This window comes from Micromonospora sp. WMMD975 (genome assembly GCF_029581215.1).
Taxonomy (GTDB): Bacteria; Actinomycetota; Actinomycetes; order Mycobacteriales; family Micromonosporaceae; genus Micromonospora.
This window is the reverse complement of sequence record NZ_CP120739.1, coordinates 3,945,571-3,962,959: the sequence shown is the minus strand read 5'-3', so window position 1 is coordinate 3,962,959 and position 17,389 is coordinate 3,945,571. Positions and strand designations below refer to the sequence as shown.

The window sequence follows — 17,389 nt, the reverse complement described above, 5'->3', positions numbered from 1 at the left end:
CTCGGGCGAGCGGCGTCCCGCAATCCGGGCACCGCTCAGACGACGGCGCCGTCGTCCGGATCCTGGTCGTCCCGGTCGCCCGGGCGCAGCCGCCAGATGAGCATCACGAAACCGGCGAGGATGCCGGTGAAGCCGAGCAGGGTCACCACCGACGGGTCGACGAGCGACATCACGGTGGGGGAGAGGAACAGCAGGAAGCCGAGGACGATGGAGAGCACGCCCAGCACCGCGTATTTCGAGAATCGCGGCAGCGGGGGCGGCGGGGGCGGGGTGTAGTGCTCCTCCGCGTCGTCCGGCAGGTCGGCGCCGAACGTGTCCAGGCCGTCCAGCAGGGAGGGCTCGTCGTGCCGGTCGCGGCTCACCGAGATGCCGGAGACGTCCGCCGCGTAGGGCAGCCGGCGCACGTCGGTGGCGGTCGGACCGGCCGGCTCCTCGGCGCGGCCGGCGGCGGCGCCACCCGGCGCGGCCGGGTCGTCGACGTCCTCGGCGGCCGGCCAGGGGTGGCTGCCGGCGGTCGGCGTGGTGTGGAAGCCCGCCACGATCCTGGCCCACTCGGCCTCGATGTCGGGCTCGTCGGCGCGGGCCGGCTCGCCGCCACCCTCGTCGGCGAGCTGGGTGAGGTAGTCCCGGGCGGTCCTCAGGTGCGATCGGTCGACGTAGAGCCGGTCGACCGGGCGGGCCGGGACCGTGGTGGTGCGGGTGACCGGATTGAGGTCGGCGGAGGGTTGAAGGTAGGCGGCGATGCCACCGGCGGCGAGCACGTCGAGCAGGTGCTCACCGACGCGCGGATCGACGTCGCCCGCGACCGCGTACTCGGCCGCGTCGAGCCCGTTGTCCCGCCGTCCTCGGCGAGGCCCGCCCCCTGACACCGGACACCCCCTTCACCACGGCCTGACGTCGTGTCCTGAATCCTGACACGCCGGGACCCGGTTCCGGGAGTGCGTTGTGGCGCGGCGTACGGGTTCCTGCCCACTTCCCGGCCGATTCGGCGGGTCCCCGCCCCACCTGGGCGGACCCGGCGCGGTAAGGAACGCCGGTGGATCTCACCCGTACCCCACCGCCACAGCCGGCCCCGGAGCGCGAAAAGTCACCTTCTCCGCGAAAGCCGAAAACCTGTCTTAACGGATCCGGACCGCTCAGCCGGCCGCCGCGATGCGGAGCAGGCCGACGGCGGCGTGCCGCTCCGCGAAGGCGCGTACCCGGGCCAGCGTCGCCGCCGCGGCCGGCGGGTCCGCCTCGGTCAACGGCCGCACCGCCAGGGCGGACGCGAGGAGATGGTCGGTGACGTCGCTCATGTCCGCGTAGTCCTGCGCCGCGGCGGTGAACAACCGGCCCGCCCGGGCGGCGTCGCCGTCACGGTGGGCAAGCGCCGCGTCGGCCGACCGGCCGGCCGCCCGTGCCCAGCGGGTCGCCCGTGGGGCCCGGGCCAGCAGGTCGCGCACCAGGACCGCCGCGTCGCCGCCGAGCAGGCCGGCGACGTGACCGACCGCCGGCACCCACTCGGCGAACGGGATCATCCGGGTCCGCCGCCAGTCCTCGTCCAGCTCGGCGAGCAGCGCGAGCGCCTCGTCCCGGCGACCCTGCACCGCCCGGCAGAGCGCGGCGTGCGCCACGGTGGACCGCAGCACCCGGTGGAAGCCGCTGCGCCGGGCCGCGACAAGCGCCTGGTCCACCAGGTCCGGCGCGTCGTCGGCGGCGGTCGGGATGTCGGCGGCCGGGCCGTCGCCGAGCGCCCGGATCCAGCCGGAGATCGCCACGACGTGCAGGTCCCACTCGTCGGTCGGGCGCCGGGTCGACCCCTCGGCCATCCGCAGCGCCGCGGTCCAGTCCCCGCTGTAGTAGGACCGGGTCCACTGGTCGCTGAAAGTCACCGTGAGGCCGTGCAGGCCGGCCAGGTCCAGCGACCGCTGCTCGGCGACCAGCCGGGCCGAGCCGGCCAGGTCGCCCTCCTCCTGCAACGCCCAGGCCAGGTTGTGCACCGCCCGACGGCGGCTGGTGAGCCGCTCCACCCGGCACTCCTCGGTGACCTCGGCCAGCTCGGCGTACGCCTCCTCGGCGCCCGCCTGGTAGCGGGCCACCGCCAGGGTGATCCGGGCGTTCGCCCGCGCCTCCCGCAGCTCCAGCCGTTCGGCCAGCTCGGCGGCGCTGCTCGCGGCGACGCAGGCCGGCTCGGTCTGCGCGTCGAACATGTGCGCCCGGGCCAGCTCCAGCAGCGCGCCGACCTTGTCCTCGCTGTCCGGCAGCTCCGCGTGCAGCCGGATCGCCCGGTCCAGGCAGCGCAACGTCTCCGACCGGTCGGCCCGGGCCCACGCCGCCGTGGCCAGCAGGCGCCACGCCGTCGCCGCGCCGGGCAGATCGCCGGCGTCGGCCAGCCGGCCGGCCAGGCCGGTGAGTCGTGCCGTGCCGCCGTCGACCAGGAACCCGTCGCGGTCCCGATAGAACGCCAGCTCGGCCTGGAACAGCTCCAGCGCCGGGTCCGGCCCGCAGTCGACGCTCAGCGCGCGCCCGACAAGCGTGGCCGCGGTCTCCAGCGCGTGCAGCTCGTACGCCCGGCGGGCGGCCCGGTGCAGCGCCGACCGGGTGGCGGCGGCGTGCGGGGCCTGGTCGAGCCCCACCGTGCGGGCGATCTCGTGCGCCGCCCACCTGTGGTTGGCCAGGACCTCGGCCAGGTCGTGCTGCCGGCCGTCGGCGAGCTGTTCCAGCCAGTCGGCGGCGCCCTGGTGCCGGGCCACCCGCTCCGCCCGCGGCAACCGCTGATAGCAGACGTCCCGGACCAGCACGTGCCGGAACCGATATTCGGACTGACCGGGCATGGTCGAGCTGGGCAGCTCGAAGACCAGGTCACGCCGCTGGAGGCGATGCAGCGCCCGCTCCACCCACTCCACCGGCCGGCCCAGGGCCAGCGCCACCGGCGCCGCCCAGAACTGCACGCCGACCACGGAGGCGGCCTGAAGCACCGTGCGGTCGGCCGGGTCGAGCAGGTCCAGCCGGTTGGCGATGACCGCCTGGACGGTGCGGGGCATCCCGGCGCCGCCCGTCGGGTCGAGCAGCGCCACGCTCGCCGTACGCTCGGCCAGGCCGCCGTCGAGCAGCATCCGGGCGTACTCCTGGGCGTAGAGCGGGTTGCCGTCGGCGAACTCGATGAGCGGCGCGCGGGCCTCGCTGGGCAGCGTGGCCTGACCGAGCAGCAGCGAGTAGAGGGTGTCGATGTCCCCGTCGTGCATCGGTGGCACCGAGATGGACATCGCGCCGCTGATCGTGCCGGTCCAGGCCGGGTGCCGCTCGCGCAGCTCCGGCCGGGCGGTCGCGACGACGAGCAGCGGCACGTTGCGGGCCGCCGCGCCGAGCTGTTCGACGAAGGAGAGCATCGCCTCGTCCGCCCAGTGCATGTCCTCGAAGACGAGCACGGTGGGGCCGGTCGCGGCCAGCGCGAGCAGGAAACGCCGCCACGCCGCCTCGGTCTCGGCCGAGGTGAGCCGCTCGCCGGGTACGCCGACCAGGGGCCCCAGCGCCTCGGCCAGCCGGACCGCGTGCGGGTCGGCGAGCCGGCCCAGCCGGTCGCGGAGCCGCTCCCGGCTGGCGGCCGGGTCGTCGGCGCCGACCAGCCCCGCCCAGCCCCGCACGATGTCGGCCAGGGCGGCGTAGGTGACGTTCTCGCCGAACGGCGGGCACTGACCGGTCAGCCAGGTGACCCGCGCGCCGGGCAGGTTGGCCGCGTGCCGGGCCAGCTCGCGCAGCAGCCGGCTCTTGCCCACCCCGGCCGGACCGAAGACGGTCAGGAGCTGGGAGGTGCGCTCGGTGACGGTGCGGTGCAGCGCGCTGACCAGCAGACCGCGCTCGTGGTCCCGGTTGACCATCGGGGTCAGCTCGGGGCCCTGCCGGTCACGCCGGGGCCGGGCCCGGACGGCCAGCCAGATGCGGCTCACCGCCGACCGGCCACGCAACGTGACCGGCGGCCGGTCGGCGTACTCCATCTCGCGCCGGGTGGCCGCCCAGGTGCTCTCGTCGACCACCACGCCGCCCACCGGGGCCAGCGCCTGCAACCGGCTCGCGGTGTTGACCACGTCACCGGTGACGAAGGCCTGGCCGCCGTCGCGCGCCGCGGCCAGGTCGACAAGCGCCTCGCCGGTGGCGATGCCCACCCGGAAGCCGAGCGGCGGATGCGGCCCGGCCGGCTGCCGGGCCAGGCTCCGCTGCAGCTCCAACCCGGCGCGTACGCAGCGCAGCGCGTCGTTGTCGGTGGCCACCGGCGCGCCGAACAACGCCATCACCGCGTCGCCGATGTATTTCTCCACCACGCCGCCGTACTGGTGCACCAGCCGGCGCACCGTGGCGAAGTATGCCTGTTGCAGGCCGCGGGCCTGCTCCGGGTCGGCCCGTTCGGCGTACGTGGTGAAGTCGGCGATGTCGATGAAGAGCACGCTCACCTGCCGGCGGTCCTCCTGCACCGCGACCGCGTGGTCGCGCAGCGGCTGGCCGCAGTTGGTGCAGAAGTTGGCGCCGGCGTCGTTGGCGTGGCCGCAGCCCGGGCAGGCCGCCGCGAGCGGCCGGCCGCACCCGCCGCAGAAGCGGTCGTCCGGCCCGGCGGTCCGGGTGCAGTGTCCACAGGTGAGGTCGATGTCCGGCTCCGTACGCGTGAGGTACCCAGTGTGCCGCGCCGCCGCCCCAGTCGGGTACCCGACGGGTCGACGGGACGATGCGGCTGTTCGGCCGGGTCTAGTCTCCTCTAGCAGGAAGTCCCGTCGACAGGGAGAGCGCCGTGCACGTCCGGCTTTCCGCCCCATGGATCGATCCACGAGGGACGGTGTGGGCCCCGGGCGACACGGTCGACGTGGACGCCGTCACACTCGCCGAACTGGAGGAAAAAGGCATGGTGGAGCAGCCCGCAGGCAGCGGATCGACCGAGACCACGACCACGACGACCACCACGACACCGTCGAAGAAGACCGACCCGTCGAAGATCGGCCCCGGCCCGAGCGCGCCGCCGGCCGACAGCAAGGACAAGTGACACGACGGACCGGTGACACCCGGCGGGGCCTGGCGGGACGACCGCCGGGCCCCGTCGTCGTACCGCTCAGCGGTCGCTCATGCCGGCGCGGCGGCGCAGCGCGGCCACGTCGGTGACCACGATGCGGCGCCCTTCGGTACGCAGCCAGCCGCGGCTGGCGAACGAGCCGATGGCCTGGTTGACGCTCTGCCGGGAGCCGCCGGCCATCTCGGCGAGCTGACTCTGGTTGAGCTCGATCGTGATCATCGGGGCCTGGCTCTCGCCGGCCAGCCGCACGAGCGTCTTGGCCACCCGGCCGGGCAGGTCGAGGAAGACGTGGTCGGCGTTCTGCTCGGTGAGCCGGCGGATCAGCTGGCCGAGGGAGCGCATCACCGCGTCGAGGATGCGCGGGTTGGAGTGCACCAGCTCCATGAAGGCGGGGCGGGACAGCGCCAGCGCCGCGCAGTCCTCGATGGCCTCCGCCGAGGCCGACCGGGTCGAGGCGTCCAGCAGCGAGACCTCGCCCAGCACGTCCGGTGGTCGGATCACCGACAGCACGGCCCGTTCGCCGGTGGGGGCGGTGCGGAACACCGCCACCGCGCCGCGGCGCAGCACGATCAGCGACTCGCCGGGATCGTTCTCGACGAAGAGCAACTGCCCCTTGCGGTAGGTGCGGGGCACGGCCGCAGCGATGACCCGCTGCCGCACCTCCGGCTCCAGCCCGGCGAACATCTCCACGCCCGTGAGCGCGTCACCCGGCTCCGGCAGGCGAGACTCCACGGCTCAACTCCTCCCCGGTCAGAAGTCACCACTCGCACACCGGGTGAAGCTGTCAGTCCCGGTATTAGGCAGCTCAACCGGTTCGGCGCCCGACGGCGGTACACATCAGATCATGACGGCCCGGTAGCGTGCTGTACACCCCCGGAGACACTTCCGTGACCATGGCGGCTCGCGACCGGTGCGGCGCCGACCTCGGCGGACGCCCCGACGGCGGCCCGGCGGGGCCGATGGGCGAGGATGGGCGCGATGGTCTACCGCTACTTCTACGACTGCGAATTCATCGAGGACGGCCGCACCGTCGACCTGGTGTCGATCGGCGTCGTCGACGAGTACGGCCGCGAGTTCTACGCGGTCTCCACCGAGTTCGACGACTCCCGCGCCGTGCCCTGGGTGCGGCGCAACGTGCTGGACAAGCTCCCCTCGCCGGCCGACCGGGCCTGGCGGTCCCGGGAGCGGATCCGGGACGACCTGCACGAGTTCCTGCTCGCGCCGGTGCGGGACCGCCCGGGCGAGCAGGTGGAGCTGTGGGCCTGGTACGCCGCGTACGACCACGTGGTGCTGGCCCAGCTCTGGGGCGCCATGCCGGCGCTGCCCCGGGAGATCCCCCGGTTCACCAAGGAACTGCGCCAGCTCTGGGACGACCGGGGGCGGCCCCGGCTGCCGGACGCCGAGGCCGACCGGCACGACGCGCTCGTCGACGCCCGGCACAACCTGGCCCGCTGGCGGGCGATGACCGCGCGTTAGCGCAGGCCCGGCTAGGGCGGCAGGTTTGACCCGTTCTGCCCGGGGCATCGGAGGCGGCATCACGCCGATCCGAGGAGGGCCCATGAGCAACGAGCCGACAAACGCCGCCGACGCCCGGCGCAAGGTCACCGAGCTGATCCGGGACGCTCGGATCTGCCTGCTCACCACCAGCGCCGTGGACGGTCGGCTGGTCAGCCGGCCGATGGGGTTGCAGGAGGCGGACTTCGACGGCGACCTGTGGTTCTTCGCCTACGCCGACTCCGCGAAGATCCGCCAGATCAGGGTGAACCCGCAGGTCAACGTGGGTTTCTCCGACCAGAGGCACAACGCCTGGGTGTCGGTGGCCGGCACCGCCACCGAGGAGTGGGACGACGCCCGCGCGAAGGAGTTGTGGAGCCCGGTGCTCAAGGCGTGGTTCCCGGACGGGCTCCAGACGCCGGGGATCACCCTGATCAGGGTGCACGCCGGCTCGGCCGAGTACTGGGACTCGCCGGGCAGCACGGTGGTCAACCTGCTCGGCTTCGCCAAGGCGGCGGTGACCGGCAAGCCGCCGAAGGCGGGTGAGAACCAGGAGGTCGGCTACTGACCGGTAAGCCGACCATCGGTCGGAAACGGCCCGGGGCGCGGTGCCGGCCCGCACCAGCGGCGACTACAGTTCGCACGGACGGCCCGCCCCGGGCCGGCAACGGCGCCGATGGTCTGATCTGACACATATCCTGGGGCTTATCCGGGCTTCACCCGATGTCTCAGGAGGATGAGCGGATCATGCGTATCGGCGTGCTCACCGGCGGGGGCGACTGCCCTGGTCTCAACGCGGTGATTCGGGCGGTGGTCCGAAAGGGCGTCGCCACCTACGGTCACGAGTTCGTGGGCTTCCGGGACGGCTGGAAGGGCCCGCTCGAGGGTCTGTCCAAGCCGCTGGGCATCGCGGAGGTGCGGGGCATCCTGCCGCGCGGTGGCACCATCCTCGGCTCGTCCCGGACCAACCCGTTCAAGATCGACAACGGGGTGGAGCGGATCAAGGAGAACCTCGCCGCGCAGGGCGTGGACGCCCTGATCGCGATCGGCGGCGAGGACACCCTGGGCGTCGCCACCAAGCTGCACGAGCTGGGCGTCAACGTCGTCGGCGTGCCGAAGACGATCGACAACGACCTGGGCGCCACCGACTACACGTTCGGCTTCGACACCGCGGTCAACATCGCGATGGAGGCGATCGACCGGCTGCACACCACCGCCGAGAGCCACCACCGCACCCTCGTCGTCGAGGTGATGGGCCGGCACGCCGGCTGGATCGCCCTGCACGCCGGCCTCGCCGGCGGCGCCAACGTGATCCTGCTGCCCGAGCGGCAGTTCGACGTCGAGCAGGTCGCCGGGTACGTCGAGAAGCGCTTCCAGCACCAGTACGCCCCGATCGTGGTGGTCGCCGAGGGCGCCCAGCCGCTGGACGGCCAGATGGTGCTGCACAACCAGGAGCTCGACTCGTTCGGCCACGTCCGCCTCGGCGGCATCGGCCAGTGGCTCGCCGAGCAGCTGGAGGCGAAGACCGGCAAGGAGGCCCGCACCGTGGTGCTCGGCCACATCCAGCGCGGCGGCACCCCGACCGCGTTCGACCGGGTGCTCGCCACCCGTCTCGGCCTCCAGGCCATCGACGCCGCGCACGAGGGCGACTGGGGCAAGATGGTCGCGATGCAGAGCACGGACATCGTCCGCGTCCCGCTGGCCGACGCCACCCGCGAGCTGAAGACGGTGCCGCTGGAGCGCTACACCGAGGCCGAGGTCTTCTTCGGCAGCTGAGATGTAAGGAGGGGCCCCCGCTTAACGCCTTCTGCATAGGCGGGGGCCCCGCTTAACAGGTGTCGGAGTCGGACGAGGAGGCGTGGTGGGCGGGAACACGGTAGCGGTGATCGGCGCGGGCAAGATCGGCGAGCTGATGCTCTCCGGGCTGCTCCGCTCCGGCTGGCCGGTGGAGCGGCTGCTCGCCACCGCCCGGCGTCCGGCCCGCGCGCAGGAACTGACCGACCGCTACGGCGTACGGGTGGTGGACAACCTCACCGCGGTGGCCGAGGCCGACGTGCTCGCCGTGTCGGTGAAGCCGCAGGACGCCGCCGCGCTGCTCGACGAGGTCGGTCCCAAGGTCCCCGCCGACAAGTTGGTCATCTCGCTCTGCGCCGGGCTGCCCACAAGCTTCTTCAACCGGCGGCTGCCCGAGGGCACCCCGGTGATCCGGGTGATGACCAACACCCCGGCGCTCGTCGACCAGGCGATGAGCGCCATCTCGCCCGGCGCGCACGCCACCGGCGCGCACCTGGCCCTGGCGGAGGAGATGTTCTCCCCGCTCGGCGCCACGCTCCGGGTGCCCGAGTCGCAGCAGGACGCGGTCACCGCGCTCTCCGGCTCCGGCCCCGCCTACTTCTACCTGCTGGTCGAGGCCATGATCGACGCCGGCATCCTGCTCGGCCTGCCGCGCCAGGTGGCGCACGAGCTGATCGTGCAGACCGCGATCGGCTCGGCGGTGATGCTGCGCGACTCCGGCGAACACCCGGTGAAGCTGCGCGAGGCGGTCACCTCGCCCGCCGGCACCACCATCTCCGCGATCCGCGAGCTGGAAAACCATGGGGTACGCGCGGCGATGCTGGCGGCGCTGGAGGCGGCCCGCGACCGCGCCCGCGAACTCGCCGCCCAGGTATGAGGCGAAGGCCCCGCCCCACCGCGCCCGCCCAGGACCGGAGGCGTGGTGAGCCCGGGGCAGAATGCTCGTGCTTGAGGGCTACGAGCCGATGGCGCAGGCTGTCTCCATGGGACGGATGTGTTTCTCGATGCGTGATCCGCAACCCGGTCAGGACCTGCCCGTTCCAATGGACGGGGGCCAACGATGGTGAGCGGCAACGGGCAGGCACCTCGGCAGGACACGAGGGCGCCCAGACGGGACATGACCGTTCGCCCGTTTCCGAAGCTCGCTGGCGAGGAACGGCCTGAAGTCCTTCTGGACCAGCTGCGCGAGTGGGCGGAGGGGCATGCCGAGGATTCGATCGCTTGGTACCTGCGCGACAAGGCGGTCCGGCGCAAGATCTCCCGCGTACTGCGTGGTTGCGCCATCCTGCTGGCTGTTGCTGGCGGCATGGTGCCTTTGGTCAGCGCGGCCCGCTCCGCGAGCGACGGCAGCTGGGGATACGTGTTGTTGGCCGTCGCCGGTGGATGCCTCGCCTTTGACCACTTCTTCGGGCTGTCCTCAGCGTGGATGCGTGACATAACCGCCGCGCAGGCGATTCAGCGGGCCGTCACCGAATTCCGGCTGGACTGGGCGGCGTCCGCGCTTCCCGGCGCGGACCCGGCCGGATCTGGTGCCGCGTCCTCCGGCATGCTGCGACATCGCGAGGCCCTCATCCGCTCCTTGGTGATGCGCACGGCCGACCTGGTGGAGGCGGAGACCGGTGAGTGGTTGAGCGAATTTCGGAGCAACATCGGTGACTTGAACCGGCGGAGCGGGTGGCCATCGCTGCCCGCCCATCCGTCGGCTGGCGCTGCTCACTCCGTCGACCGGGCCGCCAGGAACTCGGATGTCACCTCGCACTGAAGTCGCTCCGCACCAGGCGCGGCGGCGAAGTTGAAGTGATCCCGCAACTCTCGGAAGGCGTCGAGCGTGACGTCCGGTGCGAATCGTGAGGCATCCTCACTGTCGGTCTCAGCCGCGGTGACGGCCACGGGATCCCAATGCGAGATGTTGACCAGATGGTGCCAGAGAACAGGGTCGTGGCGGGTGCCGTAGCGTGCCCACGCGGCATACATCCCCGCGCGTTTGGCCATCGCCACATCCTTGCTCAGATTGTCGCCTACGTAGAGACAGCGGCTGGCCGGGACGCCGAGCTGCTCGGAGATCTGGCGGGCGATCTCGGGGTTGGGCTTGCGGGCTGCCGGCGGGAGCACCCGTACCTCGATCGGGGCCGGAGCCTGTCTCCGATCCGCACCCAGGGGGTGCGGCGGTCCGACGAACCGCGGCGCGTAAACAGCCTCGAGCATCGCATCGAGTCCGAGAGTTCTCGCCCGACTGCTGATGTTCACATCCTTGGCCTCGGTGTGACCCACGATGCGACAGCCGGTGGACCTGACAGCCCGGAGGGTGCTCTCGACACCCGGATAGAGGCGCAGGTGGTCGCGTCGGACCTTGTTGAAGGCGGCGAAGGCGGGTAATAGATGCGCGTGTCGGTCCCGAGGGCTCATCCCGGGTAGGCGCCGCTCGACTGCAGGGGTTTCGAGCAGCGCGAACGGGTGCTCGGTGTTGCCGTGTCTGCGATGCACCAGTTGGAGATCGCCACGTAACTCTTCCTCCGTGACGTCGAGAAGGTTGGCCGCTGCGGTGACCATCGCCTGTATCGCAGGCACGAAGTAGGCGATCCAGTCGTACAGCGTGTTGTCCAGGTCGAGGATCAGCGCTTGCACAACGCGGGACTGCGGGGGCGTCACGAAACGACCTGCCAGGGTGCCATCTCCAGCCGGCCGTCTCGCCCGGTAACCAGCGGCGCTCGCCAGGTCATGAAGCGCTCGAACGCACCTTGCTGCTGACTTCGGTACATCTCCAACTCCACGACAGGACCCGCCACTCGGATCAGGTTGAAGAAGTTACGCCGACCGTCTGACGATTTCGAGCCGCTGCTCCCGCCTCCGACGATGTTGAAACGGCCCAGATCCCAGCGTTCGTTGCTGTATTCGGGGAGATGGTACGCCTCGGCGCGCCACACGAAGGCACGGTGCTTGTGCCCGTGGATCGCGAGATGCACACCGTCCCGGGCGGCCATGCGCTGGATCCTGGGCGCATCGATGGCGATCCCGAAGCCGGTGGCGTACTCGTCTGCGGATTCGAGGTCCTCGGTCAGCGCGAGATGATGGTGAAGCGCCAGCACGCGCAGTGCTGATCCAGGACTCGACCACGTCAGGGCGCTCGTCACCTCGCGGTATGCGGATTCCTGAACCCGCCCCATGCCGGCCAGGAACGCCTGGCCCTGTTCCAAGGAGCTCGAGTTGACGGCGGCGATGTCGACGAGGTTGCCGCCCGGAAACACGAAGCGGCGAGCCATCGAGAGGTGGGGGGAGGCTGGATATCCGTAGAGCGCGTGAAAGAACTCCCGGTAGTTGGCGGTTGCCTCGGCCGGGGCGACGTCCACCGGCGCTCCGTACTCGTAGGACTCACTGCGTGTCCAAGCTATGTCATGGTTGCCGGGTATGACGACGAGATGCTCCATGCCTAAGCCAAGCAGGCCGTTGGTCAACTTGAAGAGAGCTGCCCGCGCGGCCCGGAACTCCTCTTGAGCAGCGACGTAGGTGAGGTCGCCCGTGACGAGAACCGCCCCGACCGAGCGTTCGTGATGAGCCAGGGCGTTGGAGACAGCGTCGACCATCGTCGGACGGGTCGGTCCGTCCTCGGTCTCCAGCCGCCATTGATGCTCGTCTCGAAACCGACCCGTCGCATAGTGCGGATCGGTGAGGTGAAGCAGCCACGGGCCGGGGCATGCGACCGGTTCTGTGGCGAGCGCCGTGTCTTGGCGCTGTGACGCGGTCAGGAACCGTTCGCTGGAATCCGCGGGCTCAGCCGGCCGGATCTCCCAGATGGTCGTATCCATCGCGCGCAGCTCATCGGCATCGAGGATCCGCTTGCCCACCAGTCGCTCCAACTGGCTGGACGGGTGATGGGGCAGCGGGGGTGCGGTGGCGAAGGAAAACTTGCCGAAGAACTCGATCGGCTCATCGGCCAGAGCTAACAGCTTCAACCAACCTCGACTGTGCCGACTCGACCGGTAATACGGTGGCACACCCTCCAATTCGGCGGCTGGCGGGCTGAGCGACACAAAGGCGCCCAGCTCGTCTGCCCGGGGCAGGATCACCCGCTCGACCATGGCTGGATGGACCGTGCCCGTGCCGGAGTGGAAGAGTCCGACCCGGACTCGTTGTCCGCTCCGCGTCTTACGTTCGAGTGCCTCCCACACCTCCAGGCGTCCAGGCTCGTTCGGGCGTTTCCACCATCCCCACCAGCACCAACCTCGCTCACGCATGACCGTGCGATGTTCGGGCAGGGTGTCAGCGACGAGATCCCGGTAGCGGAAGAGGTATAGGAGGTCCGGGACCCTGGGCGGTGCCGATCCATCGCTCATGCCAGTGAGCCTCCGAAGAGTGTCGGGATCATGTGAAGGGTTGATCCGGGTCGGATCCCTTGTATACCGGAGTGCATCGACGGGTGATATCCCTTGTCCGCCGTTCGATGTCCCCGGTCGGGTGATGCCTCGCGAACGGTGAGCGCATGGTCGACGCGCCTACGAGAGTCAGAGTCCGTGCCCCATACTGGCCCGGTGTTCACTCTCGCCCAGGCGCGACACCTCGTGGCCACCCTCAAGCCCCGTGTCGACGAGCTGATCCGGTGTCGGGCCGACCTCGCCGAGTTGCGGGTCGACCTGGCCGACCACGGCGCCAGCGCGCTCGGCGGGCTCGCCGAGGTGAAGGCGCTGGAGGCCCGGCTGCACGCCGTGGTGGAGGAGTTCCACCAGCACGACATCGAGGTCAAGGGCATCGCCCCGGTGCTGCTCGACTTCCCGGGGGAGCGCGACGGCCGGGCGGTGCTCTGGTGCTGGCTGGAGGGGGACACGGACGTCCGCTGGTACCACCGGGTCGAGTGCGGCTTCGCCGGCCGCCGCCCGGTCTGAGCGGTCGCACCGGTCTGTGCGGTCGCGCCGACGAGTTGAGCGGGCCCGCCGAAGTCGTTCCCGGCGAGCGGTGCGGCGGGCGTCTGCCGGTAGGCGCGCGGCGGGGTCGCGACGACCACCGGGTCCCGGAGTGTCTCCGGGGCCGGTGAGGTGCTTGAGCACCACCTCGTAGCCGGGGGCCACCGCAGCCTTTTGTATGGACAAGTCTCTATGGACGAGTGTCGCGAATCGACAAGCTTCCATGGTTAGTGATCTTATTGATATCTATCTCTCACCACCACTTCCCACCCCCAGGAGTGCGACGTGCGGAGATCCCGTCTTGCCACCCTCGCCCTGACCTTGGCCGCCTCGATCGGGGTCACCCTGACCCTGGCCGCCGCGCCCGCCCAGGCCGCCCCGTCCGACCGTTACGTCGCGCTCGGCGACTCGTACGCCTCCGGTGTCGGCGCCGGCAGCTACACCTCCGAGAGCGGCAACTGCCTGCGCAGCACCAACGCCTACCCGGCCCTCTACAACGCCAACATCCGGCCGGCCTCGTACCGCTCGGTCGCCTGCTCCGGCGCGACCACGGCGGACGTCATCAGCGGCCAGCTCTCCGCGCTCTCCTCGACCACCACGCTTGTCAGCGTCACGATCGGCGGCAACGACGTCGGCTTCGCCAGCATCATGAGCACCTGCGTGCTCCAGGGCGAGTCGCAGTGCGTGGCGGCGGTGAACTCGGCCATGACCGTGGCGCGTGCCCAACTGCCCGGCCGGCTCGCCAACGTCTACAACGGCATCCGGGGCCGGGCCCCCTCGGCCCGCGTCGTGGTGGTCGGCTATCCGGTCTTCTACCAGCTCGGCACCGTCTGCGTCGGGCTCACCGCCACCTCGCGCGCAAAGATCAACGAGGGCATCAACCTGGTCGACGACATCACCCGGACGGCCGCCACCTCCGCCGGCTTCACGTTCGCCGACGTGCGGTCCGCCTTCGTCGGCCACCAGCTGTGCAGCTACGGGGAGAAGTGGCTGCACGCGTTGAACGTGCTGAACCTGACCGTCTCCTATCACCCCACGACGGCTGGGCAGTCCGGCGGCTACTACCCGGTCTTCCGGTCCGCCGCCGGCTGACCGGAGCACTCGGCCGTGAGCGGCGCGCCTCCGGCCGGAGGCGCGCCGCCGCGTCGTACCCTCAGGCCGGCAGCACCTTCTCGATCGCCGCCCGCAGCTCGGGGTCGTCCGGGGTGACCTGCGGGGCGAACCGGGCGGCCACGCCGCCGTCCGGCGCGACCAGGAACTTCTCGAAGTTCCACCGTACGTCGCCGGTGTGTCCCTCGGCGTCCGGCGTGGACACCAGCGCGGCGTAGAGCGGGTGCCGGTCCGGGCCGTTGACGTCGACCTTCTCGGTGAGCGGGAAGGTCACGCCGTAGTTCACCTGGCAGAACTCCTCGATCTCGGCGGCGCTGCCCGGCTCCTGGCCGGCGAACTGGTTGCACGGCACCCCGAGCACGGTCAACCCGCGCCCGGCGTACGCGTCGGCGAGCGCCTGAAGGCCCGCGTACTGGGGGGTGAGGCCGCAGCGGGAGGCCACGTTCACCACCAGCAGGGCTTGGCCGCGATAGCGGCCGAGGTCGGCCGGGCCGCCGGTGAGGGCGTCGATCTGCACGTCGAAAACGGTCATGGGACGAGGCTACGGGCCGACGCCCGGCTCACCCCGCGCCACCCGCGAAATCGACGCCGCTGCATCTTGACGAACTGATGACGGCGTGAGTAGCGTCTCAGCAATCAATTTGGAAAGTTTCCTAACTGTTTGGGGAGACGCCGTATGAAGAGATCGCTCCGCCGAGCCCTGTGGGCCACCGGCGCCGTGGTCGCGCTCGTGGCCGCCGCGGTGCCGATGACCACCGCCTCGGCCGCCGGCAGCGTCACCGCCACGTTCACCAAGGTGCAGGACTGGGGGACCGGTCACGAGGGACGGGTGACCGTCACCAACGGCACCAGCGCCAGCGTGAACGGCTGGCGCATCGAGTTCGACCTGCCGTCGGGCACCACGATCGGCAGCTTCTGGGACGCCGACGTGACCCGCAGCGGCAACCACTACGTCGCGGTCAACAAGAGCTGGGCCGGGTCGCTCGCCCCGGGCGCCAGCTTCAACTGGGGCTACAACGGCACCGGCGCGTACAAGGGCCCGTCGAACTGCACCGTCAACGGCGGCGCCTGCGCCGGCGGCGGCACCCCGACCACCGCGCCGCCGACCACGACGGCGCCCACCACCAAGCCGCCGGCGACGACGGCGCCGCCCACCACCAAGCCGCCGACCACGACGGCGCCGCCCACCACCACGCCGCCCACCGGCGGCAAGAAGGTGGTCGGCTACTTCGCCGAGTGGGGCGTCTACGGCCGTAACTACCACGTCAAGAACATCCACACCAGCGGCTCCGCCGCGAAGCTGACCCACATCCTGTACGCCTTCGGCAACACCACCGGCGGGCGGTGCAGCATCGGCGACAGCTACGCCGACTACGACAAGGCGTACACCGCGGCGGACAGCGTCGACGGCGTCGCCGACACCTGGGACCAGCCGCTGCGCGGCAGCTTCAACCAACTGCGCAAGCTGAAGAAGATGTACCCGAACCTGAAGGTGCTCTGGTCCTTCGGCGGCTGGACCTGGTCGGCCGGCTTCACCCAGGCCGCGCAGAACCCGGCCGCGTTCGCCGACTCCTGCTACTCGCTGGTCAAGGACCCGCGCTGGGCGGACGTCTTCGACGGCATCGACATCGACTGGGAGTACCCGAACGCCTGCGGCCTGCAGTGCGACGCCAGCGGCCCGAACGCGTTCAAGAACGTGGTCTCGGCGCTGCGGAGCAAGTTCGGCTCCAGCTTCCTGGTCACCGCGGCGATCACCGCCGACGGCAGCAACGGCGGCAAGATCGACGCGACCGACTACGCCGGCGCGGCGTCGAACCTCAACTGGCTGATGCCGATGACGTACGACTACTTCGGCGCCTTCGCCGCCCAGGGGCCGACCGCGCCGCACTCCCCGCTCTACTCGTACTCCGGGATCCCGCAGCAGGGCTTCTGGTCGGACGCGGCGATCCAGAAACTCAAGTCCAAGGGCGTGCCGTCCAACAAGCTGCTGCTCGGCATCGGCTTCTACGGACGCGGCTGGACCGGCGTGACCCAGACCGCTCCCGGCGGCAGCGCCACCGGCGCGGCGCCGGGCACCTACGAGGCGGGCATCGAGGACTACAAGGTCCTCAAGAACACCTGCCCGGCCACCGCCACGGTCGGCGGCACGGCCTACGCCAAGTGCGGCAGCAACTGGTGGAGCTACGACACCCCGTCCACCATCGGCGGGAAGATGAGCTACGCCAACAGCCAGGGCCTCGGTGGCGCGTTCTTCTGGGAGCTCTCCGGTGACACCAGCAACGGTGAGCTGATCGGCGCCATCAAGGGCGGTCTCGGCTGAGCCGAGGTCGATGCACCACCCCTCGGCCCGGCCGAGGGTCGACGCACCACCCACCCGGCGGGGAGGGGCCGCACCGGCCCCTCCCCGCCCGCGTGCCACCCTGGTCGAACGGGGGCGATCGGAGCGAGGATGGGGAGGTCGCCGGCCGCCGCGCGGGCCGGTGTGGCACACTCGCCGACCAACGGTATGCGCCGAGAAGGAGGGTCGATGGCTCCCCAGCACCGCACCCCGCTGGCCGCACTTGCCGTGCTCGCGCTCCTGCCGATCGGCCTGGCCGGCTGCGGCGCGGGCGACGGCAACGGCGGCCCTGCCGCACCCACCGGCCGGGCCCCGGCGGAGGAGGCCGCAGCCAAGAGCCGGGAGCGGGTGCAGGCATACCTGGACGCGCTGGCCGCGCGGGACGCAGACGCCGGCCGCAGCCAGCTCTGCGCGCCCATGCAGGCCGCCTTCGACGCCGCCGCCACCGGCCCGAACGGCGACTTCGCCGACCATTTCACGGTGCCGCAGGCGGCCATCACCGACGTCCGCACCGGCTCGAAGGGCCAGGAGGTGAGCGCCGTGATCACGGTGGCCGCCGGCTCCCGAAAGGCCGACCGCGCGCTGCTGTTCACGGTCACCCGCACCGGCGCGGACTGGTGCATCGCCGGCGAGGCGCCGGGCGGCAACTCGCCCCCGCCGAGCGGCACGCCCTGACCCGGCCGCCGGTCTCCCACCCACCGGAACCGTCCCCCTCGGGAAGAC

General features: G+C 71.4%; 16 protein-coding genes. 10 read left to right on the top strand and 6 right to left on the bottom strand.

Annotated features, from left to right (window positions below; translation table 11 throughout):
• Positions 1-35 precede the first annotated feature (35 nt).
• Positions 36-869: a DUF308 domain-containing protein gene (locus tag O7613_RS17110; protein ID WP_282289284.1), complete on the bottom strand. Its 834-nt coding sequence runs from the start codon at positions 867-869 to the stop codon at positions 36-38.
• A gap of 267 nt (positions 870-1,136) precedes the next feature.
• Positions 1,137-4,619 carry an adenylate/guanylate cyclase domain-containing protein gene (locus O7613_RS17105; RefSeq protein WP_282294556.1) on the bottom strand — a complete coding sequence of 1,161 codons (3,483 nt, stop codon included), beginning with the start codon at positions 4,617-4,619 and terminating at the stop codon, positions 1,137-1,139.
• A gap of 185 nt (positions 4,620-4,804) precedes the next feature.
• Between O7613_RS17105 and O7613_RS17100 the strand changes: the two genes are divergently transcribed.
• Positions 4,805-5,008 carry a hypothetical protein gene (locus O7613_RS17100; RefSeq protein WP_282289283.1) on the top strand — a complete coding sequence of 68 codons (204 nt, stop codon included), beginning with the start codon at positions 4,805-4,807 and terminating at the stop codon, positions 5,006-5,008.
• Positions 5,009-5,074: 66 nt separating this feature from the next.
• On the opposite strand, the gene O7613_RS17095 is transcribed toward O7613_RS17100, so the two are convergent.
• Positions 5,075-5,767 carry a Crp/Fnr family transcriptional regulator gene (locus O7613_RS17095; protein WP_091059444.1) on the bottom strand — a complete coding sequence of 231 codons (693 nt, stop codon included), beginning with the start codon at positions 5,765-5,767 and terminating at the stop codon, positions 5,075-5,077.
• Positions 5,768-6,013: 246 nt separating this feature from the next.
• On the opposite strand from O7613_RS17095, the gene O7613_RS17090 reads away from it, so the two are divergent.
• The 5 genes from O7613_RS17090 (at position 6,014) to O7613_RS17070 (ending at position 10,085) form a co-directional block, all read left to right on the top strand.
• Positions 6,014-6,511, top strand: a complete 498-nt coding sequence (locus tag O7613_RS17090; protein WP_281587403.1) for a polyadenylate-specific 3'-exoribonuclease AS — start codon at positions 6,014-6,016, stop codon at positions 6,509-6,511.
• 82 nt (positions 6,512-6,593) lie between these two features.
• Positions 6,594-7,097: a pyridoxamine 5'-phosphate oxidase family protein gene (locus tag O7613_RS17085; protein ID WP_281587404.1), complete on the top strand. Its 504-nt coding sequence runs from the start codon at positions 6,594-6,596 to the stop codon at positions 7,095-7,097.
• 179 nt (positions 7,098-7,276) lie between these two features.
• Positions 7,277-8,305, top strand: coding sequence for a 6-phosphofructokinase (locus O7613_RS17080; RefSeq protein ID WP_281590178.1), 1,029 nt, complete (start codon positions 7,277-7,279; stop codon positions 8,303-8,305).
• 85 nt (positions 8,306-8,390) lie between these two features.
• Positions 8,391-9,200 (top strand): pyrroline-5-carboxylate reductase, encoded by an 810-nt coding sequence (proC, locus tag O7613_RS17075; RefSeq protein WP_282289282.1) that lies wholly within the window; start codon positions 8,391-8,393, stop codon positions 9,198-9,200.
• 240 nt (positions 9,201-9,440) lie between these two features.
• On the top strand, positions 9,441-10,085 hold the full coding sequence (locus O7613_RS17070) for an SLATT domain-containing protein (protein ID WP_282289281.1): 645 nt from the start codon (positions 9,441-9,443) through the stop codon (positions 10,083-10,085).
• Here O7613_RS17070 and O7613_RS17065 read toward each other — a convergent pair.
• Together O7613_RS17065 and O7613_RS17060 are read right to left on the bottom strand one after the other, a co-directional pair.
• Complete coding sequence (locus O7613_RS17065) at positions 10,037-10,972, bottom strand: HAD-IA family hydrolase (protein ID WP_282289280.1); 936 nt, start codon at positions 10,970-10,972, stop codon at positions 10,037-10,039. The genes O7613_RS17070 and O7613_RS17065 overlap by 49 nt on opposite strands.
• On the bottom strand, positions 10,969-12,399 hold the full coding sequence (locus tag O7613_RS17060) for a metallophosphoesterase (RefSeq protein ID WP_282289279.1): 1,431 nt from the start codon (positions 12,397-12,399) through the stop codon (positions 10,969-10,971). Before O7613_RS17060 ends, O7613_RS17065 begins: the two co-directional genes overlap by 4 nt.
• A 450-nt stretch (positions 12,400-12,849) precedes the next feature.
• Between O7613_RS17060 and O7613_RS17055 the strand changes: the two genes are divergently transcribed.
• Entirely contained in the window at positions 12,850-13,200 is a 351-nt protein-coding gene (locus O7613_RS17055) for a DUF2203 domain-containing protein (protein WP_282289278.1), read from the top strand.
• Positions 13,201-13,503: 303 nt separating this feature from the next.
• A complete protein-coding gene (locus O7613_RS17050) occupies positions 13,504-14,310 on the top strand; it encodes an SGNH/GDSL hydrolase family protein (protein WP_282289277.1) in 807 nt (268 codons plus the stop codon).
• Positions 14,311-14,371: 61 nt separating this feature from the next.
• On the opposite strand, the gene O7613_RS17045 is transcribed toward O7613_RS17050, so the two are convergent.
• Entirely contained in the window at positions 14,372-14,860 is a 489-nt protein-coding gene (locus tag O7613_RS17045; protein WP_281587416.1) for a glutathione peroxidase, read from the bottom strand.
• A 144-nt stretch (positions 14,861-15,004) separates the two neighbouring features.
• On the opposite strand from O7613_RS17045, the gene O7613_RS17040 reads away from it, so the two are divergent.
• Both O7613_RS17040 and O7613_RS17035 read left to right on the top strand, forming a co-directional pair.
• Positions 15,005-16,648: a glycosyl hydrolase family 18 protein gene (locus tag O7613_RS17040; protein ID WP_282289276.1), complete on the top strand. Its 1,644-nt coding sequence runs from the start codon at positions 15,005-15,007 to the stop codon at positions 16,646-16,648.
• A 207-nt stretch (positions 16,649-16,855) separates the two neighbouring features.
• On the top strand, positions 16,856-17,341 hold the full coding sequence (locus O7613_RS17035) for a hypothetical protein (protein WP_282289275.1): 486 nt from the start codon (positions 16,856-16,858) through the stop codon (positions 17,339-17,341).
• Positions 17,342-17,389: the final 48 nt, after the last annotated feature.